Origin of the sequence: Streptomyces sp. NPDC050528, from assembly GCF_044457795.1 — a bacterium.
In the GTDB taxonomy this organism is placed as follows: Bacteria; Actinomycetota; Actinomycetes; order Streptomycetales; family Streptomycetaceae; genus Streptomyces.
Map to the genome: position 1 here is coordinate 492999 of NZ_JBITHH010000007.1, position 25834 is coordinate 518832.

The following is a 25834-nucleotide window of genomic DNA, read 5'->3' on the forward strand; positions in this document are numbered from 1 at the left end:
CGCCGGTCGCCGGTCGCCGGTCGCCGGTCGCCGGTCGCCGGTCGCCGGTCGCCGGTCGCCGGTCGCCGGTCGCCGGTCGCCGGTCGCCGGTCGCCGAGGATGGTCGCTGGCCGGACGCCCCGCGTCAAACCCCCGTCAAATCAACGGCGTTGGGGCCCGGGCCCGCCGAACACGTCCGCCACCCCCCGCACCGTCCTGACCGCCCCGCACGTCGCCGCGATCCAGTCCACTGCCATCCGGTGGTCGTCGTGCGCCCGGTCGGCCACCGCGTCCGCGACGACGAAGGGCTCCATGTCCTGCATCCACGCGTCGGCGGCCGTCAGCAGCACCTGCGTGCGCGCGAACACCCCGACGATGACTGGCTGATCGCGCCCCAACTCGGCCAGCCTGCGCCGCAGTCGGGTGCCGGCGAACGCGCTGAACCGCTTCGCGACCAGCACACTGTCGCCGACCTGCGGCCGGATCGCGTCCACGACGTCACGGGAGTCCTCGCCGCCGGACAGCCTCGGATGCCCGAAGCTGGTCTCGCGTCCGTCCGGTTCCCGCTCGGCGGTCTTGAGGGTGTACAGGACGGGAATGCCCGCGGCCCGCGCCGACTCCGTCAACAGGCCTACTCCGGTGAGGAGTTCACCGACCGGCGCGGAGGACTCCCGCAGGACGTGCAGGAAGTGGTTCTGGACGTTCAGGACCACCAGCGCCGCGCGGCCCGGGTTGATGGCCCAGCCCGTCCGGTCCGGGGGCAGCGCGGCGGGGCCGGGCATGACGTACGGGACCATGTCGGATGACGGCATACGCATCGGCCTCTCACCGGTCGTCGGACGTCGTAGGGAGACGCCGTGGGGATGGAGAAACGGAGACACTCGGGTCCCGCTCAGTAAGTCCCATGGGTCCAGCGGCCGTTCGTCATCGTGGCGTGGACGGGCATCGCGCGCAGGGTGTCCGGGTCGGCGTCCAGCGGATCCACGTCGACGACCACCAGGTCCGCCGGGTCGCCGACCCTGATGAGCCGGCGTCCGCGCGCCGCCGCGACCAACGCGTCCGGTACGGACAGGCGTTGCTCGGGATGCCAGGCGGGACGTTCGTCGTCGGTACGGCTGACGGCGGACGCGATGGCGAGCCAGGGGTCGAGCGGCGAGACGGGGGCGTCCGAACCGAACTCCAGCCGGGCACCCGCGGCGAGCAAGTCGCCGTAGGCGAAGGCGCGTTCGGTGCGTCCGGCCCAGTGCCGGTCCGCCACGTCACGGTCGTCCGTCGCATGCCGGGGCTGCACCCCCGCCGTGACCCCCAACTGGGCGAAACGCGGCAGGTCTTGAGGGGTGAGCAACTGCGCGTGCTCGATCCGGCCCCGGCAGCGCACCGCCTCGAAGGCGTCCAGGGCAACGGTGTTGGCGCGGTCGCCGATGGCGTGGACGGCGGGTTCGATGCCGTGCGCGGCGGCATGCCGCATGAGCCGTACGAGTTCGTCGGGGGCGGTCTCCTCGATGCCGTGGGCGCCGTCCGTGTCCTCAAGTCCCGGGTAGGGATCGCGACACAGGGCGGTACGGGTGTTCAGCGAACCGTCCGTGAACAGCTTCAGCGGCCCGATCTGAACCAGGCTCCCGTCCGCACCGACCCCGTCCCCCGTCCGCAGCCCGCGCTTGATCGCCGCGTCCAGGTAGCTCGGATACACCGCGGCCGACACCCGTACGGCGGGCCGGAATTGAGCCGAACGCCGTTCCCAGTCCGCGACCGTGTCGCCGAACTGGAAGTCGATGACACCGCTGACCCCACGCGCGGCGGCGGCCCGGCACGCCTCCTCGATCCACCCGTCGACCACGTCGTCCGGCGCGGCGGGGAGAGCGGACAGCACCTCGTGGGCCTCGTGCTCCCGGATCAGACCGGTGGGATGGTCACCCCGCCCGACAAGGGCGAGGCAGGCCGAGTTGAGCCACGCGGCATGCAGATCGGCACTGACCAGAGCGACCGGCCGGTCGGGCAACACCGCGTCCAGCAGTTGTTTGTGCGGGGCATCGGCCCACAGCCCGTCCCGGAACCCGTACCCGTAGAGCACCGACCCGTCGGCCACCCCGGCCCGCTCCCGAACAAGGTCGGCGACGGCCCGCGCGGACCCGGTACCGGCCAGATCGAGCCGGTGCCGAGCGCTCGCCCACTCCGCGAGATGAACGTGCGCGTCCCACAGCCCGGGCAACAACACCCGCCCGTCCAGATCGAGTTGCCGCCCACCGCCGACCTCAACGCCCGCGCCCGCCCCGGAGCCCGTGTCCGTCTCCGGTACGACGTGAGTGATCCGACCGTCCGCCACCCGCACCCGCGCGAGCGATCCACCGGCACCCAGCCGCACCCGGGTGAGGGTCAGGACGGGCACCAGACCGCTTGCGTTGTCTGCCATATGAGCCTCCATCGCCCCACAGGGGAAATGCCGAGAGCACCCCTCAGCCAATCCACCGATCAACAAGTAACGTAAGCCTTACCTTACTTCACCCATCGCGCTCCGGTCCCCCGCTCGGCAACCGTCCGACGATCGCTCAGGGTGTCACGGTGGAGCCCGGGCCGGGAGAACCTGATGTACCTGCATGCGCACAACCGTTGCCGCTCTCCCGGCAGGTGCTCGCGAACGGGGAGGCGGACGATGGAATGGGGCACACTTCTGGCCACAAGCCTGGGCGCGGTGATCGGCGTCGGCTCCACACTCCTCACGGAACGGATCCGTGCCGCCCGTGAGAGGTCGGACCGCCGAGAGACGATGCGGCACCAGCTCTACGCCGACTATCTGACGGCCCTCGCACACACAGCCGATGACCTCTGGGCCCTGGGACACGACGCCGATCGCACCGACCTGCGCGCCAGGGCGCACGGCTTGTGGCGTGGTGGCGATGCCTACCCCCTTCGCTACCACCTGACCATCACGGCCCCGGCCCCCATCGTCGCCGCGTCCGACGCCTGCTTCCGCACCCTCCGCGACTTCAGGGACGCGACAGGAGCCGGAGCAGAGGGCGGTTCCGCGGAATTCGCCGAGGCACAGGAACGGTACGGACAGGCACTCGTCACGCTCCACAACGCGATGAGGTGCGACCTCAAGGCGGAATGACCACCGATCAGGCCGCACGGGCGCGACTCCTCGCACGGCACTCAACGCCCGCCGTCACCAACCCCACCGCTCCCCCGCAGCAAGGCCGATGACGACACGTCGTAGTCCTACTTCTCCGTCCTGTTTCTCCGTCCTGTTTCTCTGCCCCGCTTCTCTACGTCACCTCTTCACATCGGCACTCGTCCGCACCCGCAGATCCCCCGACGACGCCCCGACCCAGACCGAGCGCCGCCCACTCCCGAGCACCCACGCATGCCGCTTCGCATCCCAGGACGACAACGTACGAGCGGCGACCCGCACAGTGATCCTCCGCCACTCCCCGCCCCGCAGCGCGAGTCGCCGATAACCGCCCAACACCCGGACAGCCTGGTCGAGTTGAAGGTCGGGCGAGCGGCCGACGTACACCTGAGGTACCGCGACGCCGTCCCGCCGACCCGTGTTGCGGACCGTGAACGTCACGTCGAGCCCGCGCCCGTTCCAGCGCGCCGAGGCGTCCTCGTAGGAGAAGGAGGTGTACGACAGCCCGTGCCCGAAGGGATAGAGCGGCCGTACGCCCTCCGCGTCGTACCAGCGGTAGCCGACGTGGATGCCCTCCGAGTACTCCTCGATGCCGTTCACGCCGGGGTAGCGGAGCGGGTCGCCGGCGACCGGGTGGTGGGTGTCGTCGACCGGGAAGGACTGGGTGAGGCGGCCACCGGGGTCGCAGTCGCCGAACAGGACGGCGGCTGTGGCGGCGGCGCCTTCCTGGCCCGGGTAGTACATCTGGAGGACCGCCCCGGTGCGAGCCAGCCACGGCATCGACGTAGAGGACGATGTGTTGAGGACCACTGTCGTGCGCGGATTCGCGGCCGTGACCGCGGCTATCAACTTCGCCTGGTTTCCCGGGAGTTCGAGGGTGGTGCGGTCCAGGCCCTCCGTCGCGTCCTCGTAGGCGAACAACACGACACTGCGGGCGGCGCGCGCCGCGGTGACCGCCTCGACGACATCCTGCGCGCGGGTCGCGCCGGTGATGCGCCGCAACCGGAACAGCAGTCCCGCGTCGCCGCCCTCGGCGGTGATCTTCAGGGTGTGGGTGCCCTGCGCGAGGGTGAGGGTCTTGCGGCGGACGGAGAGGCCGTCGGGGTCGACCGAGACCAGGCCGCCGGAGAAGTACTCGCCGTAGCCGGGGGCGATCGGGAACAACTCCTGACCGTCCAGGAGGACTTGGGGGCGGGCGGTGGGTGCCGAGTCGAAGTGCAGGACGAAGGTCCACTCGTCGGGTTCGGTCACGGTGAGCGAGCCGTCGTACTGCCAGCTCTGGCCCGCGCCCACCCTCTGCCCCTCACTGTCGAAGGCGGGCGTGAGCGCGGACGCGGGGATGGCCTTGCCGAACAGATCCTCGCCGAGCGCGTACGTCACCCGGGTCCGCGATCCGGCCCGCGCCCTGATCGCGTCGAGCGGGCTGTCCGCATGGTCCGGCACGACATGCGCGCTGCCGCCCCCGCTGACGAAGGGCAGGGTGCCGGTGGGGCCGATCACCGCGATGCCCCCGCTGCCGATCAGCGGGAGGGTGCGGTTCTCGTTGCGGAGCAGGGTCGCGCCCGCCTTGGCGACCTCCAGGGCGACAGCGGCACCGGCCTTCGCGTCGCGGGCGGGACGCGGCGGCACGCTGCCGTCGAGGAGCCCGAACCGTTCCATGACGCCGAGGATCCGGCGCACCGCGCGGTCGACGTACCGCTCGGGCAAACTCCCGTTCTGTACGGCCGACTTGAGGGGCGCGTCGAAGTAAGTCCCGTCCGGCATCTCCATGTCGAGCCCGGCCGTGATCGCGGCGACGGTGCTGTGCGCGGCGAACCAGTCGGTCATCACCCAGCCCTCGAACCCCCATTGGCCGCGCAGGACGTCGGTGAGGAGGGTCTTGTTCTCGCAGGCGAAGGTGCCGTTGACCTTGTTGTACGCGCCCATCACCGCGCCGGTGCCGGCGTCTACGGCCGCTTCGAAACCCCTCAACTCGATCTCGTGCATGGTCTGTTCGTCGACCCGCACGTCGATGGAGTTGCGGTCCTTCTCCTGGTTGTTCATCGCGAAGTGCTTGACGGTCGCGATGAGCCCCTCGCCCTGGATGCCTTTGATCTCGGCGGCGACCAAATCACCGGCGAGCAACGGATCCTCGCTGAGCGTCTCGAAGTTGCGGCCCGCGTACGGGGTGCGGATGAGGTTGACCATCGGGGAGAGCAGGACGTCCTGGCCGAGGGCGCGACCCTCACGGCCGACCACCTGGCCGTAGCGGCGGGCGAGTTCGGGGTCGAAGGCCGAGGCCAGCAGGACGGGCGCCGGGAGAGCGGTGGCGTTTGCGGTGACGCGGACGCCGGCCGGGCCGTCGGTGAGCCGTAGCGGCGGGATCTTCAGGCGGGGGACGCCGGGGATGTAACCGGCCTGGCCGAGCGAGTTCGGGTCGGTGGCGCCGTGCAGGAGGGAGATCTTCTCGTCGAGGGTGAGCTTGGCCAGGAGTCCTTCGACGCGGGGACCGGCCCCCGCCTCGGGTCTGGCCTGCGCGTACGCGTGCGACGGGGAGACGAGTCCGGTGCTGGCCGCGCTGGCGACCGCGATAGCGCCGCCCAGCAGACGCAGGGCGGATCGCCGGGACACGGTGTCGGTCATGAGCCGTCACTCCTTCGGTGTGCGGGCACGACGTTGTGGACCGCGAGTGCGCCTCGATGCCTCGGGGGACTTCCATAGCTGTCCGTGTTCGGTTCCTGAACGCACCTTGCTTCAGCTCGACTTGACGACCCGTTAGACATCACCGGCGCGGCGGGAAAACTATGACCGCCACTGACTCGTGTCAATGACCCGAACAGGAATCGGTCGCGGGCCGACAAGAAGCGAAGGGTGAGACGGGTGCGGGGCCACCCCGGTAAGGCGGCCCCGCGAGTCGTACGTCAACGAAGGGACGGAAGGAGGGAGTTGAGGGAGTCCACGGTGTTCGCGACTGCCGCCACGACCGTCGTCAGTGGCTGCGCGGCCTCGTCGACGCCGCCCGACGGCTCGGGTTCCGGTTCAGGCGCCGGTTCGTCGCAGCAGGCGACCTGCGCGGCGCGGGGCGCGTACTGCGGCTGGTCCTGTTGCGGCAGGTCCGAGGAGGGAGGCGGCGGTACGTCGCCCTGGGGAGCGCCCTCGGGCGGCGCGGGCGCGTTCGGTGCGCCGTTCCCCGGCGCTTCGCCCTGCCCCGTCCCCTTCCCCTCCGCGTCGCCCTTCCCGGTCGGATCCCCCAGTTTCACCCGCGCGTCGGCGACGGATTCCAGTGCCCACTGCTGCTCGGCGGACCCGTTCCGGTCCGTCACCACGACCCGCGCCCCGGCCTCCGCGCCCGCCGGCGCCACCGCCAGCCCCTGGCTCCAGCGGAGCAGGAACTCGCCGCGCACCGTGAGGTCGTAGTGCACCTCGCCCGCGTGCACCAGGCAGCCGGCCAGCGTGACCGTGCGCGCCGTGGTGTCGGCGTCGAGGCAGAGTCCCGGGTCGGTGAGGCTGCGCAGCAGACCGTCCTGGTCGTACGACCACTGCTGGGACCCGGCGGTCGAGCACGTCGCCATGGTGACGGCGGTGCCTGACCGCACCCGGCCGCCCGGGATGTCGAGGCACAGGCCGGAGGCGAGGCTGCGCAGGACGCCCTGTTGGACCACTCCCGCGACTCCCCCGTCGGCGCCAGCGGCCGACGCGGAGCTCGCGGAACCCTCCGACGAGGGCGCGCCGACAGGGCTCGGGCGGGTCGAGCTGCCGCTTGGCGCGCCCCAAGTGACGTGCGGATCAGGGGTGTTGTCCCCTTCGGTCCAGCCCTTGGTGGCGAGCACGGTCGCGAGCAGGGCGAGGGAGGTCAGGCCCACGCCCACGAGCGCGACCTTGGGGTGCCTGCGCGGAAAGGCCAACCGGCCGTCCGGCGTGGGGCGGTGGCGGCCCATCGGACGGCGGGCGTCGCGGGCGGCACGGGCATCGCGGGCGGCACGGGCCGCGGACTCGGGGGTCTGGCGGCCGGGCCGTGAGTCGAGATAGCGGCGGGCGCCCCAGCCGAGGACCGTCTCGGCGAGCAGCACTTCGAGGCCGCCCTCGAAATGGCTCAACTGCTCTGCCGCGAAACGGCAGTAGCGGCACGTCATGAGATGCCGTTGCACATCGGGCAACAGACTGCCGCCGCGGCGGATCGGGACGTCCAGGAGCCGGTTGTAGTGACGGCATTCCGCGGTGGGCGCGAGTTCCTTATGGGCACGTGCACAGCCCTGCCGGAATTGCTCTCGCGCCTGGTCCAGCGCGGCGGTCGCGGTGACCTCGTCCACGCCCAGCAGACCGGCCGGTACGGATATGGGTTCGGCCTCGACCTCGGCGTGCCACAGCAGGCATTGGGAGGCGCCGGACAGCGCGCCGAAAGCACGTTCCGCGAGCTTCCGCCTTTCGGAGGTGCCGGGCCTCGCCGCGCGTAGACCTCGGGCACCGGTAGGTTTACGAAGTTCCGGCAGCAGCGCGGAAATCTGTTCCTCCGCCGCCCACTTCTTCACCATCTCCCTTACCGCCACGAGGAGTTGGGGACGCAGGGCGCCGCCGGTGGCGCGACCCGCCAGTACCTGGTGGAAGGCGGCACTGGCCACCATGGACGCCGAACTCTCGGCGGTGGCAAGGCAGATGACCGCATATTCGCTTGTCGCCTGCCAGTGTCGTGCCAGCAGCAGTGCCACGGCACGGGTGCCCGCCGCCTTATCGCCGAGTTGCGCCACGAGATTGCGGTCGGACTCCCCCGGGGTCGATCCGGGGCGGGGCGGGAACGGCGGGCGTGGGGGGTTGGGGGATTGCACGGAACCATTTCCTTCCAAGCCGCAGGACGGCACACCGAATGGCCGCCCTCGGAAAGCAGGTGCTTGATTGGTGCATACCTATGAGATGTCAGAAGGCGCCGGAAGTGACGCTGACCATTGCCTTCCGATGTCTACTGACAGCCGGTCTCACGGGGTGGCTCACACTCGCACAAGCGGCTGACAGGAAACAAGGAGTTCGAGTGACCGATGTTCAAAACGGAGAGAATTCAGATTGGTTACCGCCGGTATCCACAGGCGTCTCCACGAAATCTCCAACTCCCCGGCGAACTAAGGGAGGCGCACAGGGAACTCCGATGTTTCTCTCGGGGTGCTCTCATCGACGCGGGCCACCATGGGCCGCATGATCGCCCCCCACTCTTCAGCCACCCCCGCACCCGCCCGCGTCCCCACGGTCCGCAAGGCGGTCGTACCGGCCGCCGGGCTCGGCACGCGGTTCCTGCCCGCGACGAAGGCGACACCGAAGGAGATGCTCCCGGTCGTCGACAAGCCCGCGATCCAGTACGTCGTCGAGGAGGCCGCGGCGGCCGGGCTCGACGACATCCTGATGGTCACCGGGCGGCACAAGCGCGCCATCGAGGACCACTTCGACCACGCCTTCGAGCTCGAACAGGCCCTGGCCGCCAAGGGCGACACCGTGCGCCTGGACGCCGTACGCGATCCCGCGCGCCTCGCCGACATCCACCACATCCGCCAGGGCGACCCCCTCGGCCTCGGCCACGCGGTGCTCTGCGCCCGCCACCACGTCGGCGACCAGCCCTTCGCCGTCCTGCTCGGCGACGACCTCATCGACCCGCGCGAGACCCTGCTCAGCCAGATGCTGGAGGTCCGCGAGCGCTACGCGGGCAGCGTGGTCGCCCTCATGGAAGTCCCCGCGGAATCAGTCCACTTGTACGGCTGCGCGGCCGTCGAGCCGACCGGCGAGGAGGGTGTCGTACGCGTCACCGGCCTCGTCGAGAAGCCGTCCCGCGAGGACGCGCCGAGCCGCTACGCCGTCATCGGCCGCTATGTCCTCGACCCGGCGATCTTCCCCACCCTGGAGCGCACCCCGCCCGGCCGCGGCGGCGAGATCCAACTCACCGACGCCCTCCAGGAGTTGGCCGCCGGCGGCACGGTCCACGGAGTCGTCTTCAAGGGCCTGCGCTACGACACCGGCGACAAGGCCGACTACCTGCGCACGGTGGTCCGGCTGGCCTGCGACCGCGACGACCTGGGGCCCGAATTCGTCGCGTGGCTCAAGGAGTTCGTGGCGGGGCTGGAGAGCGGCGAAGCCGGCGGGAGTGCCGGAGAGCCCGGCGAGAGCGGGGGTTCGCGGATCGCGGCCTGATCGTCGCGGCCCGCACCTCACGCACACGAGGGCCCGGTCACCCGTAGGCGATGACCGGGCCCTCGTAGCGGAGTCGGTCGGTCGTCCATGGGCAATGACCGGGCCCCGTAAAGGAGTTGAGCCGAGCTGAACTGATCAGCCGTTCGGGCGGAGGGTCCAGGTGACCGTCATCTCGCCCGTGACGGCGCCGTCCTCGCGCTGGATGGCGACGGTGACCGGGAACTCGGGGCGCTGACCCGCGTCGAGTTCGGCGACGACGTCGGCGGCGGGGCGGCCGAGGGTCGCGGTGGCCTTCACGGGACCGAGGGCGATCTTCTTGAACGCGATCTCGGCGTTGACCGGGAGCGGCACCGCTCGCGAGAGCTGGTCGCCGAAGGCGGCGAGGACGATCGCGCCGCTGGCGGACTCGCCGAGGGTGAACATCGCGCCGGCGTGCGGTCCGCCGACGTGGTTGCGGTACTCGCTCTGGTCCGGCAGGGACAGCACGGCCCGCTCCGGACTGGTCTCCAGGTACTCCAGGTTCAGCGTGCGAACCATCGGCACCGTCGCGGCGAGCAGCTCGCCGATGGACATCTGATCTGCGCTCATGGAAGGCATGTTACCCACGAGTAGCCAAGTCTGGCCAGATGTGTGCGGCCGCACACACCGCCCACGCACCGGTCGACCATGAAGTTGGTACGACCCTGACAAGGGGCGGTGACCCAACCGTGTCCGGGGCCGCACTAGGGTTACTGCCCATGTGGCCAGGACAGCAGCCGCCCGGGGGCGAGCAGAACCCGCAGGACAACCCGTACCAGCAGCCGGGGTACCAACAGCCGAATCCGTATCAGCAGCCCGGCTACCAGCAGCCCAATCCCTATGGGCAGCAGCCGCAGTGGGGCGCTCCGGGTCCCGCGGGCGGACCGCAGCCGCCACAGCCGCCACAGGGCGGGGGCGGCGGAAACCGGACGAAAATCGTCGCGATCATCGCCGCCACGGCGGTCGTCGTGGCCGCCGGCGTGACCGGATTCCTGGTCCTGGGCGGCAACAAGGACGACAAGGCGGACGGCGGCAAGGACACGTCGAGCCAGTCCCCTTCGGCGTCCGCGGACCCGAGTGCCTCCTCCTCCGGTTCCGACGACAACCCGCGCGGCAACGAGACCGAGAAGCCGACGATCGCGGGCTGGAAGGTCGTCGTCAACCAGAAGTACGGCACCGCCTTCGACGTCCCCGCCGACTGGGAGGTCGGCAAGCCGGGCACCTTCACGTTCTTCGAGGACGAGGTCAAGGGCGACGGCTCCCCGTACATCGGCTTCTCCGCACCCGCCTACCTCAAGCAGAACTGGTGCGAGTCCGACGACAACAAGGACGGCACGAAGGAGACTTCGTCGCTGGCGACGAGCGGCACCAAGGGCGAGGACGGCGCGAAGGACACCGCGAGCACCGCGCGCGGTGACGCCGCCGCGTTCGCCTTCGGCGGGTACACGGACCAGAAGGAATCGTCCAAGAAGTACCTGAAGATCGGCGCGGCCAAGCCGTACACGTCGAAGTCGGGCGTCACAGGCAGCGTCGCCACCTCCTACACGACCGGCGTGCCGAAGAGCGGCAAGTGCTCGACCGACGGCAAGGCGACCACGTTCGCCTTCAAGAACTCGGCGGACAACTTCGTGTCCTGGACGCTCTACGGTGCGAAGGGCGTCAGCGAGGAGATCCCCGACGCGACGATCCAGAAGATCCTGAGCACCGTACGGCTGCACGGGGATCCGACGGGCGCAACAAGCTGACTGCCGTTGGCCGTTGGCGGGCGTTGACCGTTTGGCTTGATTCTGGCGGCAATCCGTTTGGCGGGGTGTGGCGTGGGCGGCGATAGTCGGCCGGTGACCGTCGCGCCCGCCCCCGCCTCCCGTCGACCGCACCGACCCGACTGGGCGGGCCGCAACTACACCCTGCTGACCGCCGCCGCGGTGGCGACCGGTCTCGGCGGCAACGGCGCGCTGATCGCGTCCGCGTTCGCCGTGCTGGAGTCGGGCGGCGACAGCGGTGACGTGGGTCTGGTGGCGGCCTCGCGCACGCTGCCGCTGGTGTTGTTCCTGCTGATCGGCGGTGCGATCTCGGACCGGGTGCCGCGCCATCACGTCATGGTCGCGGCGAACGCCCTGAGCTGCGTCTCCCAGGCGACGTTCGCGGTACTCGTCCTCACCGGCGAGCCGCGCCTCTGGCAGATGATGCTGCTGACCGCGCTCGGCGGCACCGGCCAGGCGTTCTTCGGCCCGGCGGCCGAGGGCATGCTCATGTCCACGGTGAGCGGCGAACAGGCGGGCCGGGCGTTCGCGGTCTTCCGGATGGCGATGCAGGGCGCGTCGTTGGGCGGCGCGGCGCTCGGCGGTGCGCTGGTCGCGGCGGTCGGCCCGGGCTGGGTGCTCGCGGTGGACGCGGCGGCGTTCGCGGTCGCCGGCGGACTCCGCTCCTTCCTCGACGTGAGCCACATCCCGCCACGGGCGCCGGGCGGCGGCATGCTGGCCGATCTCCGGGACGGCTGGCGGGAGTTCATCGGCCGCCCGTGGCTGTGGTCCATCGTCGTGGCGTTCTCCATCGCCAACGCGGTCGTCGGCGCGGCGGACGCGGTCTACGGCCCGCTCGTCGCCCGCGACAGCCTCGGCGGCGCGGGCCCGTGGGGCCTGGCCCTGGCGGCGTTCGGCGCGGGCACGGTCGCCGGCGCCCTGTTGATGACCCGCTGGAAACCCCGCCGCCTGCTCCTCGCGGGCATGCTCGGCATCTTCCCCCTCGCCCTCCCGTCCGCCGCGCTCGCCGTCCCGGTCCCGATCGGCGTCCTCTGCGCGGTGATGTTCGTCGCGGGCGCGACGGTCGAGATCTTCGGCGTGAGCTGGATGACCGCCCTGCACCAGGAAATCCCCGAGGACAAACTCTCCCGTATCTCCGCCTACGACTGGTTCGGCTCCATCGCCCTGATGCCGCTCGCCGCGGCGGCCGCCGGCCCGACGGAGTCGGCCTTCGGGCGTACGGCCGCGCTGTGGGGGTGCGCGGCTCTGGTCACGGTGGTCACGGGGGCGGTGTTATGCGTGCCCGAGGTGCGGAATCTGCGGCGGCGCACCGGATCGGCTTCGGTGGTCGAGGAGAAGACGGAACCGGCCGTGAACGGATCAGCCGATACCGAACGCTCCGTCGGGGGGCACGGGTGACGGAACGGCGTCCTCGTCCCGGACCGGCCGTGCGTCGCCGATGAACTCCCGTAGCGCAGGCCCGTGTTCGAGCCTCGCCGGGAACGCGTCCGACGCCACGAGCCGGGTCAGGGCCGCCGTGTCGACCGGGTGGTGCGCGGCGACGAGGACCGCGTTGCCGAAGCGGCGGCCTCGTAGGACGGCTGGTTCCGCGATCAGCGCCAGCTCTTCGAACGCGGCGCCGAACGTGGCGAGTTGGGCGCGCAGGAAGGTGAAGGGGGCCGCGTCCGCGAGGTTGGCCAGGTAGACTCCGTCGGCGCGCAGGACCCGGTCCGCTTCGCGGGCGTACGTGACGGAAGTAAGGTGCGCCGGGACTCGTGAACCGCCGAAGACATCGGCGACGATCACGTCCGCCGAGTCGTCCGGCGCCGTCTCCAGCCAGGCCCGGGCATCGGCTCCGTGCACGGTGACACCGGCGCCGTCCGGCAACGGCAGGTGCTCGGTGACCAGGTCCAGCAGACCCCGGTCGGCCTCGACCACCTCCTGCCGTGAACCCGGCCGGGTCGCCGTCACGTAGCGAGGCAGTGTGAGGGCTCCGCCGCCCAGGTGCAGCACGTCCAGTGGACGCCCCGGCTCCGCGAGAGTGTCCAGCACATGCCCGAGCCGCCGTGTGTACTCGAACTCCAGGTACGTCGGCTCGTCCAGGTCCACGTAGGACTGCGGCGCCCCGTCGACGGTCAGCAACCAGGCCCGCGCCCGGTCCACGTCGGGCATGAGCTTGGCGATGCCGTGATCGACGTCCCGGGTCACGGGTATCGGCTCGTCCACGGAGAGGGGTTCGTCCACGGGTCCATTGTGCCGGGGTGGCGGGGTGGAGCCGCATGCGAGGCACCCCGCGCAGCCCGCCCCTCACCAAGCCGACACCCCGATCACCCAGCCGTCCCGCCAACGCCCCAAACCTCCGCCACCTCCGCCACATGCGCCGCCGCCTGCTCCCGTCCCGCCCGCGCCGCGGCCGCCCGTACCGACGGGTCGAGCGGATTGCGGCCGAACGACTGCCTCGCTTCCGGGGACGGTGAGACGACGACCGCACGGGCGCCCCGCTCCACGAGTCGCCGGGCCTGGGTCGCCGGAGACACCAGGGGGCCGCCCCCGAGGGTGATCGGCGCGAGGACGACGACCTGGTCGTAGCCCTCGGCGAGTTGTGCGTTGGCCGGTGAGTGGATGCCGCCGTCGATCCAGCGGCGGTCCTCGACGGTGACCGGGGGCCACACCCCGGGGACCGCGCAGCTGGCGGCGACGGCGTCGGCCAGGGACAGCCCGCTGTCCTGGTCGAAGACCCGCAGTTCGCCGGTCACCGTGTCGACGGCGGTGATGCGCAAGGCGCGGTCGGGCCACTCCGGTGAGACGAGCCGAGTCTCGATCGCCGCCCGCCGGGCCGCCGCGTGGGGTGTCCTGGCGGCGAGCGCCATACGGCCGATCTTCCGCCCGTACGCCTCGGGAGTACGCGCGGTCACGGTCGCCCAGGCGTAGCGGAGGATCAGGCCGATACCGAGCCGGCCGGGGATCTCGCCCTCGGGGGCGGCGAGTTGACGCTCGTAGACCTCCTTGAGCGGGGCGGCCCGCAGCTGGGCGCCGACGGTCGAACCCGCCGACGTACCGATCACGACATCGGCGTCGGAGAGATCGACGCCGGCCTCGCCCAGCCCGTACAGCACCCCGGCCATCCAGCCGATCCCGCTGCTGCCCCCGCCGCCGAGCACAAGTGCCTTGCCCGCCATGGTGCCCCCACCTTCCCCACGCCTCGCCCCGACTGCCGCCGCGATCAAGTCTTGCGCACGCCACTGACAATCACGGGTCCGAACCCCTGACCTGGGACGCAGCGGACTTTCCGCCCCCGGACACACGTGGGTGCCCGCCCCCGAAGGGACGGGCACCCACTCTGCTCAGCCCACGCCGCTCATCCCACCTCCGTCACCGTCCCCGCCCCGACCGTCCGCCCGCCCTCGCGGATCGCGAAGCCGAGCCCCGGCTCCAGCGGGACCTCACGGCCCAGCTCGACCGACATCGTGACGGTGTCGCCGGGTCGGGCGACCGCCGTCTCGCCGAGGTCGATGTCGCCGACGACGTCCGCGGTGCGGATGTAGAACTGCGGCCGGTAGCCGGTCGACACCGCGGTCGTACGGCCGCCCTCGCGGGCCGACAGGACGTACACCTGCGCCGAGAAGCGACGGCTGGGGACGACGCTGCCGGGCGCCGCGACGATGTGGCCGCGCCGGACCGCGTCGCGCGGGACACCGCGCAGCAGCAGCGCCACGCTGTCGCCGGCCTGCGCCTCCGCCATCGGCTTGCCGAAGGTCTCCAAGCCGGTGACCACCGTGTCGACGGCGGCGCCGAGCACTTCGATCCGGTCGCCCACCCGGACCGTGCCGCGCTCGACCGCGCCCGTGACGACGGTCCCGCGCCCGGTGATCGTGAGCACGTTCTCGACCGGCAACAGGAACGGCGCGTCCAGATACCGCTCGGGCATGGGCACATACGTGTCCACGGCGTCGAGCAGCGCGTCGATCGACGCCGTCCAACGGGGGTCCCCCTCAAGGGCCTTGAGGCCGGACACCCGTACGACCGGTACGGAGTCGCCGCCGTAGCCGTTCGCGGTGAGCAGTTCGCGGACCTCCAGCTCGACCAGGTCGGTGAGCTCGTCGTCGCCCGCGTCGGCCTTGTTGAGCGCGACCACGATGTGGTCGACGCCCACCTGCCGGGCGAGCAGCACGTGTTCGGCGGTCTGCGGCATGATCCCGTCGAGCGCGGAGACGACGAGGATCGCCCCGTCGAGCTGCGCGGCCCCGGTGACCATGTTCTTGACGTAGTCGGCGTGGCCCGGCATGTCCACGTGCGCGTAGTGCCGGGTGTCGGTCTCGTACTCGACGTGCGCGATGTTGATGGTGATGCCGCGCGCGGCCTCCTCCGGGGCCCGGTCGATGCGGTCGAACGGTACGAAGGTGGACGCCCCGCGCTCGGCGAGGACCTTGGTGATGGCGGCGGTCAGGGTGGTCTTGCCGTGGTCGACATGGCCCATCGTGCCGATGTTCAGATGCGGTTTCGTGCGGACGTATGCCGTTTTGGACATGGCGGTACCTCGAAGCCTCTCCAGAGGTGAAAAGCCCAGTGGTGAAAAACGGGACCCCGAGGACGCGCCGACCCTCCCCCTGCGGGGTCCGCCGGACGATCCGGAGAGGGTCAGCTTCGGGCGCCGTCGACTGCGGCGACGAGAGCGGGAACGGCAGCCTTCGGGGCACCCGCGACAGGGGGTGCTGCGAGGTGGAAGGCGTACCGGAACATGAGGCCGATCATTGCCGACGCTTTGCCCGGCGTCGAACGATTTATCAGCCCGTGGGACGTCAGGCGCCGATGTTCTTCAGTGCTGATTCTTCAGGGCCTCGCGCACCGACAGCGGCGCGAACCGCCCCTTCTCCCGGGCCAGGAAGCCGCGTACCGCCTCCGGGTCCGTCTTCGCGTACTCGCGCAGGCACCAGCCGATCGCCTTGCGGATGAAGAAGTCCGAGTGCCCGGACTGACGCAGGCAGTACGCGAAGAGGCGTTCGGTGTCGGTGCGCTCCTTGTAGCGCAGTTGGTGGAGGAGGGCCGTGCGGGCGACCCACATGTCCTCGTCGACGATCCACGCGTCCATGTCGGTGACCAGCTTCGGATCGGCGGCGACCAGGCCTCCCACTACGTGGGAGGCGAGTGCGTCGACGGTGTCCCACCAGGGGACGGTCGAGACGAGGTGCCGGGCGACCCGCAGGAAGTCGGAAGTGCACTGCTTCACATGGCGTCGCAGATAGTCCACCGCGAAGTACTGGTACTCGCGCTCCGGCAACTCCCAGCAGCGCAGGGCGATGGCGGTGCAGTCGGTCTCGTCGGGGCGGGGCGTGCCCTCCAGGACCGTGCGGGACAACGCGCGGCGCACCGGTGTGGTGATGCCCAGGAAGGGCGCGATGTCCTTCATGTACGCCCGCATGGGCACGGCCCGCTCCGGGTCGGCCGCCGAGGCGTACGTGACCGTCAGCCGCTCCAGCACGGTGTCCGCGAGAACGCTGCCCGGCACCCGCACGGTGCCCGCACCTGTGACGCTCATGAGACGAACCATACGGCGATCACATACACAGGTCGGTTAGTGTCGCCGACATGCTCGCCGATGCCGCCACCGACTCTAGGGGCACCCGCTCTGGGGGCACCGCCACGGCCACTACCCAGGCCCCTGTCCAGATCACCGGCACGGAGCTCGCCGCAGTCGTGGCCGTCCCCGCGGTCATGCCCGTCGCGCCTCTGCTGCCCGTCACCCCGACCGGCCTCGCCGCGCGCTGCACGAGAGCCCTGCTCTCGCCGTGGTCGCGGCTGTCGCTGCTGCTCGTGCTGCTCGCCGGGGCGGCGTCGACTGTGCTGCTCTTCCATCCGCAGCGGCTGCTCTCCGACGGCTGGCCACCCCAACTCAGCGGCGCCATGGCCGCGTTGGTGTTCGCGGCGGCGTACGGCCTGTGCAGCGTGGCGTTCGTACCGCGCCCCCTGCTGAACCTCGCGGCGGGCGCGCTGTTCGGCTCTCAGCTGGGCACCGGCGCGGCGCTGGCGGGCACGGTGCTCGGCGCCGCGATCTCCTTCGGCCTGGGCCGCGTACTGGGCCAGGACGCCCTGCGCCCGCTGCTGCGGGGCCGGTGGCTGAAGGCCGCGGACGGCCAGCTCAGCAAGCACGGCTTCCGCTCGATGATGGCGGCACGGCTCTTCCCGGGACTGCCGTTCTGGGGCGTGAACTACTGCGCCGCCGTCTCCCGTATGCGCTGGATGCCGTTCCTGCTCGCGACGGCCCTCGGATCGATCCCGAACACCGCCGCCTACGTCGTCGCCGGCGCCCGCGCCTCCAGCCCCACGTCACCGGCCTTCCTGATCGCGATGGCCTGCATCGCCCTGCCCGCCCTGGGCGGCGCGGTGGTGGCCTGGCGCAAGCGCCACCACCTGCGCGCCCGGTGAGGATCAAACCGCCTCAGTGAGGGATCAGACCGCCTCAAGGATCATCGCGTTGGCGAGCCCGCCCGCCTCGCACATCGTCTGCAGCCCGTAGCGCGCCCCGCGATCCCGCATCGCGTGCACCAGTGTGGTCGTCAGCCGCGTACCGCTCGCCCCGAGCGGATGCCCGATCGCGATGGCACCGCCGTGCACGTTGACCTTGGCGAGATCCGCGCCCGTCTCCTGATGCCAGGCCAACACGACGCTGGAGAACGCCTCGTTGACCTCGAACAGGTCGATGTCGTCGAGGGTGAGCGAGGCCCGGCGCAGCACCTTCTCAGTGGCCGGGATGACGCCGGTGAGCATGAGCAGCGGGTCGGAACCCGTCACGGCGAAGCTGTGCAGCCGGGCGAGCGGGCGCAGGCCGAGCCGAGCCGCCGTCTCGCTCGACGTGATGAGCACGGCGGAGGCGCCGTCGTTGATCGGGCTGGAGTTGCCGGCGGTGATGTTCCACTCGATCTGCGGGAAGCGCTCGGCATACGTCGCGTCGTAGAACGCGGGCTTGAGGCCGGCCAGGATCTCGGTCGTACTGCCGGGCCGTACGCACTCGTCGCGCGATGCGCCCTCCAGGGGTGCGACCTGGGCGTCGAAGAGTCCGGCGTCCCAGGCGGTGGCCGCCTTCTGGTGCGAGGAGACCGCGAAAGCGTCCAACTGGTCGCGTGTCATCGACCACTTGGCGGCGATGAGTTCGGCGCTGATGCCCTGCGGGACGAGGCCCTCCGGGTAGCGCCCGGCGACACCGGGGCCGAAGGGATCCGTACCGGGCAGCACGCTCGACCCCATCGGCACGCGCCCCATGGACTCCACCCCGCAGGCCACGACGATGTCGTACGCCCCAGAGATCACGCCCTGCGCCGCGAAGTGCACGGCCTGCTGGGAGGAGCCGCACTGGCGGTCCACGGTGGTCGCGGGCACCGACTCCGGGAATCCGGCGGACAACACGGCCTGCCGGGTGATGTTGACGGCCTGCTCACCGACCTGGGTGACCGTGCCGCCGATGACGTCGTCGATCGTCTCCGGGTCGATACCGGTGCGTTCGACGAGAGTGCGCAGGGTGTGCGAGAGGAGTTCGACGGGGTGGACCTGGGCGAGGGAGCCGTTCGGCTTGCCCTTGCCTACGGGCGTGCGTACGGCTTCGACGATCACTGCGTCACGCCCAATTTTTAGAGACATCGTGCGGGCCTCCGCTATTTCCAGTACTTCCAGCCAGAACTACCAGTGAGTAGGAAATCCAAACTCACCATAGCTCCGTCAGTTGGAAAAACAAACCCACTCGTGAATCGACCCTAGACTGGACGCCATGCCCACCCCCAAAGACAGGTCCGCCCCCAAAGACCCGCGCCCGTGCTCCATCGCCGACACCCTCGCACTCGTCGGCGAGAAGTACTCCCTGCTCGTCCTGAGGGAGGTGTGCCTCGGCAACCGCCGCTTCGACCAGCTGGTCCGCAACATCGGCGCCCCGCGCGACGTCCTGGCCACCCGGCTGCGCCGCCTCGTCGACGCCGGGATCCTGACCCGGCGGACGTACAGCGAGCACCCGCAGCGCTTCGAGTACCGGCCCACCGAGGCGGGGCTCGAACTGGAGCCGGTCCTGATGACCCTCATGGCGTGGGGCGACCGCCATCTTCGGAGGGATCAGCTCGACCGCCCCATGGTGATCGAGCACATCTGCGGCAACGAACTGCTCCCAGTCGTCACCTGCACCGCCTGCGGTGACCCCGTGCGCCACGAGGACCTGACGGCCCACCCGCAGTCACCGGGCTGGACCGTGACAGGCCCGACCGCAGCGTAGAAACCGCTCGGCCTCAGACGGTCCCCTTGTAGACGTCCAACCGCCCACACATCCCGAACTTCCCGTACGCGGACGGCTGTTCGGCCCGTACACCGGCATCGGCGAGGTGCGAGAAGTCGCCCTGTTCGAGCCGGTCGAGCTGCTCCCCCGTAGCCGAGGCAGCGGCCCGCGCCCCCCGCTCCCAGCGCTCGCGCCACTCCGCGAGCCGGGGTCGTACCAGCGCGGCGGCGGCCCGGTGGAAGGCGGCCAGCGCTTCCGGCCCGTCGGCGTCGCGCAGCGCGCGGTAGCCCTCCAGGGCGAGGTCCCGCCGGGCGCGGGCGACCCGCTCCTGCTCCGCCTCGGGTGCGTCGGCCGGGATCACCGTGACAGAGGCGTACGTCTCCGGGTCGGTGAGGTACTGCGGGGGCAGCGTCAGCACCGCGTCCCCCGCCTCGGGCAGGCCGCTGTTCTGCATGAGGACGGTGATGCGCAGGTCGTCCTCGTTGACGAGCCGGTGGATGGTGCCCGGCGTGAACCAGGCCACCGTCCCGGCCGCGAGCGGCGTCACCTCGTACCCGGAGGTCGTGAGCGTCTGCACCGCACCGTGCCCGCCGGTGACGACGTACCCCTCCGAACAGGTCAGGTGCATATGGGGAGTTCCGCCGCACACCCCGCCGTCAGCTTCGGCGGGCCAGTCGTAGACCGACAGATGCGAGACCGCGACCCCGCCCGGCAAACCGGAAAAGCCGCTCACCACGGGCGCGCCTCCAGGTACTTGGCGATCTCCTCCCGCTCCCACGCCCCGTCGGCCACGACGACCCGGTAGCGCCGGGTGAGTGTGTCGCCGGGGGCCAGCTCCAGCTCGTCGTAGAAGGCGAAGGAGGGGGCGATGCCCGCGAACGGTTCGTTGCGGACGAACCAGTGGGCGGGGTGCGTGCCCTGGGTTCCCGCCTGATCGTTCTCGGGGGCGTGCGCGAAGACGATCGTCGCGTGGCCGTCGGTGCCGTCGTGCTCGCCGGAGACGGCGAGCCAGGGGCCCTGGGAGCCCATCAGCTCGGGGCCCTCGCCGTCGGGGCCGATGATCCGGCCGTCGCGGAAGGCGCGCGGGCCGCGCCAGAAGAGGCCCGTGTAGCCGGCCGCCTCGCGCCCGTGGGTGGTCGGGCTGCCGAACCGCAGGGGCTCGTCGCGGCGGTTCGTCACGGCGCTCGTCCAGGTCAGGGCCCACGAACGCGACTCCGCGTCCGTATCCACATCGTGCACCTCGATCCGGCGCTGCTCGTCGGCCCAGAGTTCCCCGCTGTACGGGTGCCAGGTGAGCCGTTCGGAGATGACGAGCCGCTCGGCGCCCGAATCGGTGTAGATGTCGATCTCGTCGAAGGCGACATGGGCCATCGACCCGACCCGCTCGGGGAGTTGGAGATACCCCTCGCCGTGAACGTACGTGTTGCCGCCCCACAGGTTCTGGCCCGACAGATGCGAGGCGGTGAACTGCAGCCCCTTGTGCCAGCGGTGATCGTTGGGCCGGTAGTCGGTGACGACGTCACCGGCGAGCGTCCGGATCGGGTGGAGGTACGGCTTCGGCGCCTCCCAGGCGGCCTCGGGCCGGTACACATAGCTGAACAGCTCGACGCCGGTGGTCGGTTCGGTCACCGTGATGCGGTCCCCGTGGGCATGGACAATTCGCAGGCCGGTCACGCCGACACCTCCTCGCGCGCCACGGGCGCCCAGCCGGGGGCGCCGCCGTGCAGCGCCGTGTAATAGGGGTCTCCGGGGCCGATCTCGCCCGCCCGTACGGTCGTGTCCGTGAACGCCGACTTGTAGAGCGCGGTGATCAACTCCAGGCTCGTGCGCCCGTCCGTGCCGCTGCTGCGCGGCCGCTCACCCGCGCGCATGCTCACGACGAGTTCACGCAACTGCTCCAGGTGCGAGCTCGGCACATCGGGCCCGAAGCCCTGCCAGGCGGCGGCCTCGTCCCCCGACACGTCCGGGGCGGGCGTGATGCGCCAGTTGTCGTTGCTGTGCCCGTAGAGATGGGTCAGTTCGACGGTGGCGCGCTCGCAGTCGATGCGGATACGGCTGACCTCGTCGGGGCTCAGCACGCTGTTCACGACGGTGGCCATCGCGCCGTTCTCGAAACGCACCAGCGCGGTCGAGACGTCCTCGGTCTCCACGTCATGCACCAGCCGCCCGGCCATCGCCTTCACCTCGCTCCACGGCCCGAGCAGATCGAGCAGGAGGTCCATCTGGTGGATGCCGTGTCCCATCGCGGGACCGCCGCCCTCCGTCTCCCAACGCCCGCGCCAGGGAACGGCGTAGTAAGCGGTGTCGCGGTACCAGGTGGTCTGACAGTGCGCCACGAGCGGCCGCCCCATGGCCTGCTCGGCGAGCAGCTTGCGCACGTGCCGCGACCCCGACCCGAAGCGGTGCTGAAAGACGATCGAGGCGTACGGCCCCCCGGCCGTCCCCTTCGCCGGGCCCTCCTCGTCCTCCACGGCGTCGAAGTCCGCCAGCGTCGGCACCGGCGGCTTCTCGCACCAGACCCAGGCACCGGCCCGCAGCGCGGCGATGGTCTGCGCGCGGTGCAGGGTGGGCGGGGTGCAGATGGTGACGAGGTCGGGCCGCTGTTCCCGGAGCATCTGCTCCAGGTCGGTGTAGGCGTGCGGGATCCCGGCCTCGGCGCAGAAGGACTCGACCGAGTTGGCATCGATGTCAACGGCGGCGACGACCTCGGTCTCGCCCTCTTCGGCGAGCCGGGCGAGCGCGGGGAAATGTGAACCGCGGCCGATCGCACCGGCGCCGACCACGGCGGCCCGGACGCGTCGGCCGGTGAGCGGGGGCAAGGGCTGGAAGGCCCCGGGGTTGGTGGCGGGTGTGGACATGGTCGTGATCAGCACTCCTCCGGGGACAGCGAGCGCATGCAGCAAGCGCTTTCCTCCGCTGCAACGTATGCGCCGCCCCCGCAGCTGGTCAACACCGCGAACCCTGAGTCGTCGGACCACTCGTGAAACCTCTGCGTACGGAGTCGCGCGACCACCCTGAAACCTCTGTGTCCGAAGTCGCGCGACCGCCGTGAAACCCCCGTGTCCGGCCTGTCACACCGGGACGCTACGCTGCCCCTCACACACACTCGTTCACCGCGCGCGGCGTTTTGGTGTGTCCTTTGCCCCTCCTCGATCAGCACTTGGACGCCGTAACTCCATGTCTTGGTTTGAATCCCTCATCCTTGGACTCGTCCAGGGGCTGACCGAGTTCCTCCCCGTCTCCTCCAGCGCGCATCTGCGGCTCACGGCGGCCTTCTCCGGCTGGAAGGACCCGGGCGCGGCCTTCACGGCGATCACGCAGCTCGGGACGGAGGCGGCGGTGCTGATCTATTTCCGCAAGGATGTCGGACGGATTCTCGCCGCGTGGTTCCGGTCGCTCACGAACAAGGAGATGCGCCGCGACCACGACGCCCAGATGGGCTGGCTGGTGATCGTCGGCTCCATCCCGATCGGCGTGCTCGGCGTCACCCTCAAGGACCAGATCGAGGGCCCGTTCCGCGATCTGCGCATCACCGCCACGATGCTGATCGTCATGGGCGTCGTCATCGGCATCGCCGACCGCCTCGCGGCCCGCGACGAGAACGGCGGCCGGCACCGCGCCCCCAAGCAACGCAAGACCCTGGTCGACCTCAACGCCAAGGACGGCCTCCTCTACGGCCTCTGCCAGGCGATGGCGCTGGTCCCCGGCGTCTCCCGCTCCGGCGCGACGATCAGCGGCGGCCTCTTCATGGGCTACACCCGTGAGGCGGCGGCCCGTTACTCCTTCCTCCTCGCCATGCCGGCCGTACTGGCCTCCGGCGCCTTCGAGTTGAAGGACGCGGCGGAGGAAGGGCATGTCGCATGGGGGCCGACGATGTTCGCGACGGTGATCGCGTTCGTCGTCGGATATGCCGTAATTGCATGGTTTATGAAGTTTATTTCCCACAAGAGCTTCATGCCGTTCGTCTACTACCGCATCGCGCTCGGCATCGTCATCATCGCGCTGGTGACGGCGGGCGTACTGAGCCCGCACGCGGCGGAATCCTCGGGCTGAGTCAACTCCCGGGCAGGGCAAGGGCCCACGGCTCGGGCTCGATGCCGACACCGTTGGCGACGTAGGCGATGGTGCGGTACCACCCGGCCAGCACAAGGAATTCGAGGGCTTCGGGTTCGTCGAGGTGCTCGCGCAGCCCGGACCAGACCAGGTCGCTCAGCCGTGCGCCGTCGTGGAGTTCGTCGACGGCCCGGAGCAGCGCGGACTGGCGAGGCGACCAGGCCGGGTCGTCCGGGGTGCCGGTCACGGTCAAGGTGATCTGGCGCGGGGTGAGTTGGGCCGCTTCGGCGTACGTCGCCGCGTGGACACCCCACTCGTAGGCGCAGCCGGAGCGGGCGCAGACGCGGGCGATCACGAGCTCGCGGTCGGCGGTGCTCAGGAGGCCGTGGACGAGGAGGCCGGAACCCAACGCCCGCATGCGGGAGGCGAGTTCGGGGTGGCGTTCGAGGACCTTGAAGAGCATCAGGGGTTCGCGGGTGACGCCGGGTGGCATCCAGCGGTGCAGGGCGCGGTCGGTGTCGGGGGCGTAGGGCGGGGTGACGCCCTCGATGCGCTGATGGGCGCCTGCCGGGTCTTGTTTCATGTCCACCGACTCTTGCGCTTCTGAAATCGAAGCGCAAGGGTGAGGTGCGAGGTCGAAGAAGTCATGCGAGGTCACAAGACGTAGGCAGAGGAGGTCAGTTGGAATCCACGCCCGCGGAGTCCACACCCTCGGGATCCACGCCCACCCCCGGTCGCCCCGTGCGCGGTTCGGTCACCGGCCGCCCCGTCATGGCCGCGCTCGATCTCCTCGGCCGGCGCTGGACACTCCGCGTCATCTGGGAACTCCACCGGCACGGCGCCCCGATCGGCTTCCGCGACCTGCAACGCCGTTGCGACGACATGTCCTCCAGCGTCCTGTCCACCCGGCTGGCGGAACTGCGCGAGTCGGACATCGCGCGGCAGACGCCGGACGGCGCTTGGCAGTTGACCGTGCTCGGCACGGACCTCGTGACCGCGATGGGCCCGTTGTTGGAGTGGTCGCGGGTGTGGGCCGAGCGGCGGGGGTGACCAACTCATGTCTCTGACGCGGCAGTTCACCCGCGTGACGCCCGACTACCTCGACGACTGCCGCACGTCGGCCCTCACCTCGTCCGGCGCCGACCCGGAGGTGATCGACCTGCTCGACCGTGCCGCCTCCGGCGACCCCGACGGAAACGTGGGATTCCTGGACCACGACGAGGTGTACGGCGACTTCGACAATCCGCTCGCGGACGTGCCCGCGCCTCCCCCCGAAGTCGCCGCCAGCGTCTGCGGATTCGGCGCCGGTTTCGACGGTGACGTACGGGAACATCTGACCGAACACTTCGACGCCCTGCCGGAGTTCCACCGAAACCGGCGTACCCCGCGCCCAGTTCACCGCGCCCGTGACCAACCCCATACGGTCTGAGTAGCCGTCCGGTAGCGCAGTGTCAGTCCTTGCCCCTAGGCTGTTCGCATGTCCCCCGATTTCGTGGCCCCTGGTTCCGTGCGGTCTGCTTCCGAGGTGAACGAGCAGATCCGGGCACTCTGGCTGCGTGCGGGCGGGTCGCTCTCCACCCAAGAGCGCGAGGAATACGAGCTGTTGGTGGTCGAGTGGGCCGCGGCGATACGGGACGAGGTCATCGCGGCCGCCTGAATCCCCGAACCCACCACCAGTTCAACCCAACAGTTCAGCCCGCCAGTTCAACCCGCCCGGATCTCCCGCCCGTCGGCTCACCGTCCGCCCGACACCCGCACCACCGTCCCCGTCGCGTACGACGCCTCCGGTGACATCAACCAGGCGATCGCGGCGGCGACTTCCTCGGGCTGACCCGCACGCCGTAGCGGAATCGACGCCGCCAACCGCTCGGGGCGGTCCGGGTCGCCGGACCTTCCGTGGATCTCCGTGTCGATGATGCCGGGCGCGACCGCGTTGACGCGGATGCCGTCGGGGCCGAGTTCCTTGGCGAGGCCCAGGGTGAGGGTGTCGACGGCGGCCTTCGTCGCGGCGTAGTGGACGTAGTCGCCGGGGCTGCCGAGGGTCGCGGCGGCGGACGAGACGTTCACGATCACGCCGTTGCCCCGCGATGCCATCACCTGCGCGGCGCGGCGTGAACACAGCAGTGCGCCAAGGAGGTTGACCTCGACGACCCGGCGCAGCTCGGCGGGGTCGGTGTCGACGAGGCGGCCGAACGGGCCGGTCACACCGGCGTTGTTCACCAGGCCTGTGACCGGGCCGAGTTGCTTCTCGGCCACCGTGAAGAGCCGTTCGACGTCCGCCTCTACGGAGGTGTCCCCCGGCACGCACACCGAACGGGCCCCTGTCCGCCGTACCGCCTCCGCGACTTCCTCGGCAGCCTCCGCGTCCCGTAGATAGCCCACGACCACGTCGTGCCCGTCCTCCGCGAGCCGTCGGCAGGTCGCGGCGCCGATGCCCCGGCTGCCCCCGGTGACGACCGTGACAAGACGTTTCATGAGTGCTCCTCACAACGAAAAACGACGGACGACAACAGCGCG

At 70.7% G+C, this 25834-nt stretch carries 25 protein-coding genes; 10 read left to right on the plus strand and 15 right to left on the minus strand.

The window, feature by feature from the left end; translation table 11 throughout:
- Window positions 1-140: 140 nt before the first annotated feature.
- Window positions 141-797 (minus strand): isochorismatase family protein, encoded by a 657-nt coding sequence (locus ACIBK4_RS26145; RefSeq protein ID WP_398998056.1) that lies wholly within the window; start codon window positions 795-797, stop codon window positions 141-143.
- A 74-nt stretch (window positions 798-871) separates the two neighbouring features.
- On the minus strand, window positions 872-2389 hold the full coding sequence (locus ACIBK4_RS26150; protein WP_398998058.1) for an amidohydrolase: 1518 nt from the start codon (window positions 2387-2389) through the stop codon (window positions 872-874).
- A gap of 240 nt (window positions 2390-2629) precedes the next feature.
- Between ACIBK4_RS26150 and ACIBK4_RS26155 the strand changes: the two genes are divergently transcribed.
- Window positions 2630-3088 carry a hypothetical protein gene (locus ACIBK4_RS26155; RefSeq protein ID WP_398998060.1) on the plus strand — a complete coding sequence of 153 codons (459 nt, stop codon included), beginning with the start codon at window positions 2630-2632 and terminating at the stop codon, window positions 3086-3088.
- Between the two features lie 159 nt (window positions 3089-3247).
- Here the strand turns inward: ACIBK4_RS26155 and ACIBK4_RS26160 are convergent, their stop codons facing one another.
- Both ACIBK4_RS26160 and ACIBK4_RS26165 read right to left on the minus strand, forming a co-directional pair.
- On the minus strand, window positions 3248-5728 hold the full coding sequence (locus tag ACIBK4_RS26160; protein ID WP_398998062.1) for a beta-glucosidase: 2481 nt from the start codon (window positions 5726-5728) through the stop codon (window positions 3248-3250).
- 278 nt (window positions 5729-6006) lie between these two features.
- Entirely contained in the window at window positions 6007-7830 is a 1824-nt protein-coding gene (locus tag ACIBK4_RS26165) for an RICIN domain-containing protein (RefSeq protein ID WP_398998291.1), read from the minus strand.
- 439 nt (window positions 7831-8269) lie between these two features.
- On the opposite strand from ACIBK4_RS26165, the gene galU reads away from it, so the two are divergent.
- Window positions 8270-9253, plus strand: a complete 984-nt coding sequence (galU, locus tag ACIBK4_RS26170) for a UTP--glucose-1-phosphate uridylyltransferase GalU (protein ID WP_398998064.1) — start codon at window positions 8270-8272, stop codon at window positions 9251-9253.
- Between the two features lie 135 nt (window positions 9254-9388).
- Here the strand turns inward: galU and ACIBK4_RS26175 are convergent, their stop codons facing one another.
- The gene (locus ACIBK4_RS26175; RefSeq protein WP_019059438.1) at window positions 9389-9826 is read right to left on the minus strand and encodes a DUF4442 domain-containing protein; all 438 of its coding nucleotides are present in this window, start codon (window positions 9824-9826) and stop codon (window positions 9389-9391) included.
- Window positions 9827-9990: 164 nt separating this feature from the next.
- On the opposite strand from ACIBK4_RS26175, the gene ACIBK4_RS26180 reads away from it, so the two are divergent.
- The gene (locus tag ACIBK4_RS26180; RefSeq protein WP_398998066.1) at window positions 9991-11016 is read left to right on the plus strand and encodes a hypothetical protein; all 1026 of its coding nucleotides are present in this window, start codon (window positions 9991-9993) and stop codon (window positions 11014-11016) included.
- 93 nt (window positions 11017-11109) lie between these two features.
- Window positions 11110-12432: an MFS transporter gene (locus ACIBK4_RS26185; RefSeq protein ID WP_398998068.1), complete on the plus strand. Its 1323-nt coding sequence runs from the start codon at window positions 11110-11112 to the stop codon at window positions 12430-12432.
- Here the strand turns inward: ACIBK4_RS26185 and ACIBK4_RS26190 are convergent.
- The 4 genes from ACIBK4_RS26190 to ACIBK4_RS26205 form a co-directional block, all read right to left on the minus strand.
- Window positions 12394-13239 (minus strand): spermidine synthase, encoded by an 846-nt coding sequence (locus ACIBK4_RS26190; RefSeq protein WP_398998292.1) that lies wholly within the window; start codon window positions 13237-13239, stop codon window positions 12394-12396. The genes ACIBK4_RS26185 and ACIBK4_RS26190 overlap by 39 nt on opposite strands.
- Window positions 13240-13340: 101 nt before the next feature.
- Window positions 13341-14192: a patatin-like phospholipase family protein gene (locus ACIBK4_RS26195; RefSeq protein ID WP_398998070.1), complete on the minus strand. Its 852-nt coding sequence runs from the start codon at window positions 14190-14192 to the stop codon at window positions 13341-13343.
- A 179-nt stretch (window positions 14193-14371) separates the two neighbouring features.
- Window positions 14372-15541 (minus strand): elongation factor Tu, encoded by a 1170-nt coding sequence (tuf, locus tag ACIBK4_RS26200; protein ID WP_398998072.1) that lies wholly within the window; start codon window positions 15539-15541, stop codon window positions 14372-14374.
- 288 nt (window positions 15542-15829) lie between these two features.
- Window positions 15830-16549, minus strand: coding sequence for a DNA alkylation repair protein (locus tag ACIBK4_RS26205; RefSeq protein ID WP_398998074.1), 720 nt, complete (start codon window positions 16547-16549; stop codon window positions 15830-15832).
- Between the two features lie 50 nt (window positions 16550-16599).
- Between ACIBK4_RS26205 and ACIBK4_RS26210 the strand changes: the two genes are divergently transcribed.
- Window positions 16600-17436, plus strand: a complete 837-nt coding sequence (locus ACIBK4_RS26210) for a TVP38/TMEM64 family protein (RefSeq protein ID WP_398998076.1) — start codon at window positions 16600-16602, stop codon at window positions 17434-17436.
- Between the two features lie 24 nt (window positions 17437-17460).
- Here the strand turns inward: ACIBK4_RS26210 and ACIBK4_RS26215 are convergent, their stop codons facing one another.
- Window positions 17461-18645, minus strand: a complete 1185-nt coding sequence (locus ACIBK4_RS26215) for a thiolase family protein (RefSeq protein ID WP_398998078.1) — start codon at window positions 18643-18645, stop codon at window positions 17461-17463.
- A gap of 127 nt (window positions 18646-18772) precedes the next feature.
- Here ACIBK4_RS26215 and ACIBK4_RS26220 point away from each other — a divergent pair, with 127 nt between their 5' ends.
- The gene (locus tag ACIBK4_RS26220) at window positions 18773-19264 is read left to right on the plus strand and encodes a winged helix-turn-helix transcriptional regulator (protein ID WP_398998080.1); all 492 of its coding nucleotides are present in this window, start codon (window positions 18773-18775) and stop codon (window positions 19262-19264) included.
- 13 nt (window positions 19265-19277) lie between these two features.
- Here ACIBK4_RS26220 and ACIBK4_RS26225 read toward each other — a convergent pair whose 3' ends face one another.
- The 3 genes from ACIBK4_RS26225 to ACIBK4_RS26235 are packed head-to-tail and all read right to left on the minus strand — an operon-like array spanning window position 19278 to window position 22122.
- Window positions 19278-20000 (minus strand): cupin domain-containing protein, encoded by a 723-nt coding sequence (locus ACIBK4_RS26225; RefSeq protein WP_398998082.1) that lies wholly within the window; start codon window positions 19998-20000, stop codon window positions 19278-19280.
- Window positions 19994-20938, minus strand: coding sequence for a PmoA family protein (locus ACIBK4_RS26230; protein WP_398998084.1), 945 nt, complete (start codon window positions 20936-20938; stop codon window positions 19994-19996). Before ACIBK4_RS26230 ends, ACIBK4_RS26225 begins: the two co-directional genes overlap by 7 nt.
- Window positions 20935-22122: a Gfo/Idh/MocA family protein gene (locus ACIBK4_RS26235; RefSeq protein WP_398998086.1), complete on the minus strand. Its 1188-nt coding sequence runs from the start codon at window positions 22120-22122 to the stop codon at window positions 20935-20937. The genes ACIBK4_RS26230 and ACIBK4_RS26235 overlap by 4 nt, the downstream gene beginning before the upstream one ends.
- Window positions 22123-22441: 319 nt before the next feature.
- Here ACIBK4_RS26235 and ACIBK4_RS26240 point away from each other — a divergent pair, with 319 nt between their 5' ends.
- Entirely contained in the window at window positions 22442-23317 is an 876-nt protein-coding gene (locus ACIBK4_RS26240) for an undecaprenyl-diphosphate phosphatase (RefSeq protein ID WP_398998089.1), read from the plus strand.
- A 1-nt stretch (window position 23318) separates the two neighbouring features.
- Here ACIBK4_RS26240 and ACIBK4_RS26245 read toward each other — a convergent pair whose 3' ends face one another.
- On the minus strand, window positions 23319-23900 hold the full coding sequence (locus tag ACIBK4_RS26245) for a carboxymuconolactone decarboxylase family protein (RefSeq protein ID WP_398998091.1): 582 nt from the start codon (window positions 23898-23900) through the stop codon (window positions 23319-23321).
- A gap of 188 nt (window positions 23901-24088) precedes the next feature.
- On the opposite strand from ACIBK4_RS26245, the gene ACIBK4_RS26250 reads away from it, so the two are divergent.
- From ACIBK4_RS26250 to ACIBK4_RS26260, 3 genes are read left to right on the plus strand one after another with little or no spacing between them, the layout of a single operon-like run.
- Window positions 24089-24367, plus strand: a complete 279-nt coding sequence (locus ACIBK4_RS26250; RefSeq protein WP_366435535.1) for a winged helix-turn-helix transcriptional regulator — start codon at window positions 24089-24091, stop codon at window positions 24365-24367.
- A 7-nt stretch (window positions 24368-24374) separates the two neighbouring features.
- Window positions 24375-24746 carry a hypothetical protein gene (locus ACIBK4_RS26255; protein WP_398998093.1) on the plus strand — a complete coding sequence of 124 codons (372 nt, stop codon included), beginning with the start codon at window positions 24375-24377 and terminating at the stop codon, window positions 24744-24746.
- Between the two features lie 48 nt (window positions 24747-24794).
- On the plus strand, window positions 24795-24974 hold the full coding sequence (locus ACIBK4_RS26260; RefSeq protein ID WP_318015009.1) for a hypothetical protein: 180 nt from the start codon (window positions 24795-24797) through the stop codon (window positions 24972-24974).
- A gap of 77 nt (window positions 24975-25051) precedes the next feature.
- Here ACIBK4_RS26260 and ACIBK4_RS26265 read toward each other — a convergent pair whose 3' ends face one another.
- A complete protein-coding gene (locus ACIBK4_RS26265; protein WP_398998096.1) occupies window positions 25052-25792 on the minus strand; it encodes an SDR family NAD(P)-dependent oxidoreductase in 741 nt (246 codons plus the stop codon).
- Window positions 25793-25834 lie beyond the last annotated feature (42 nt).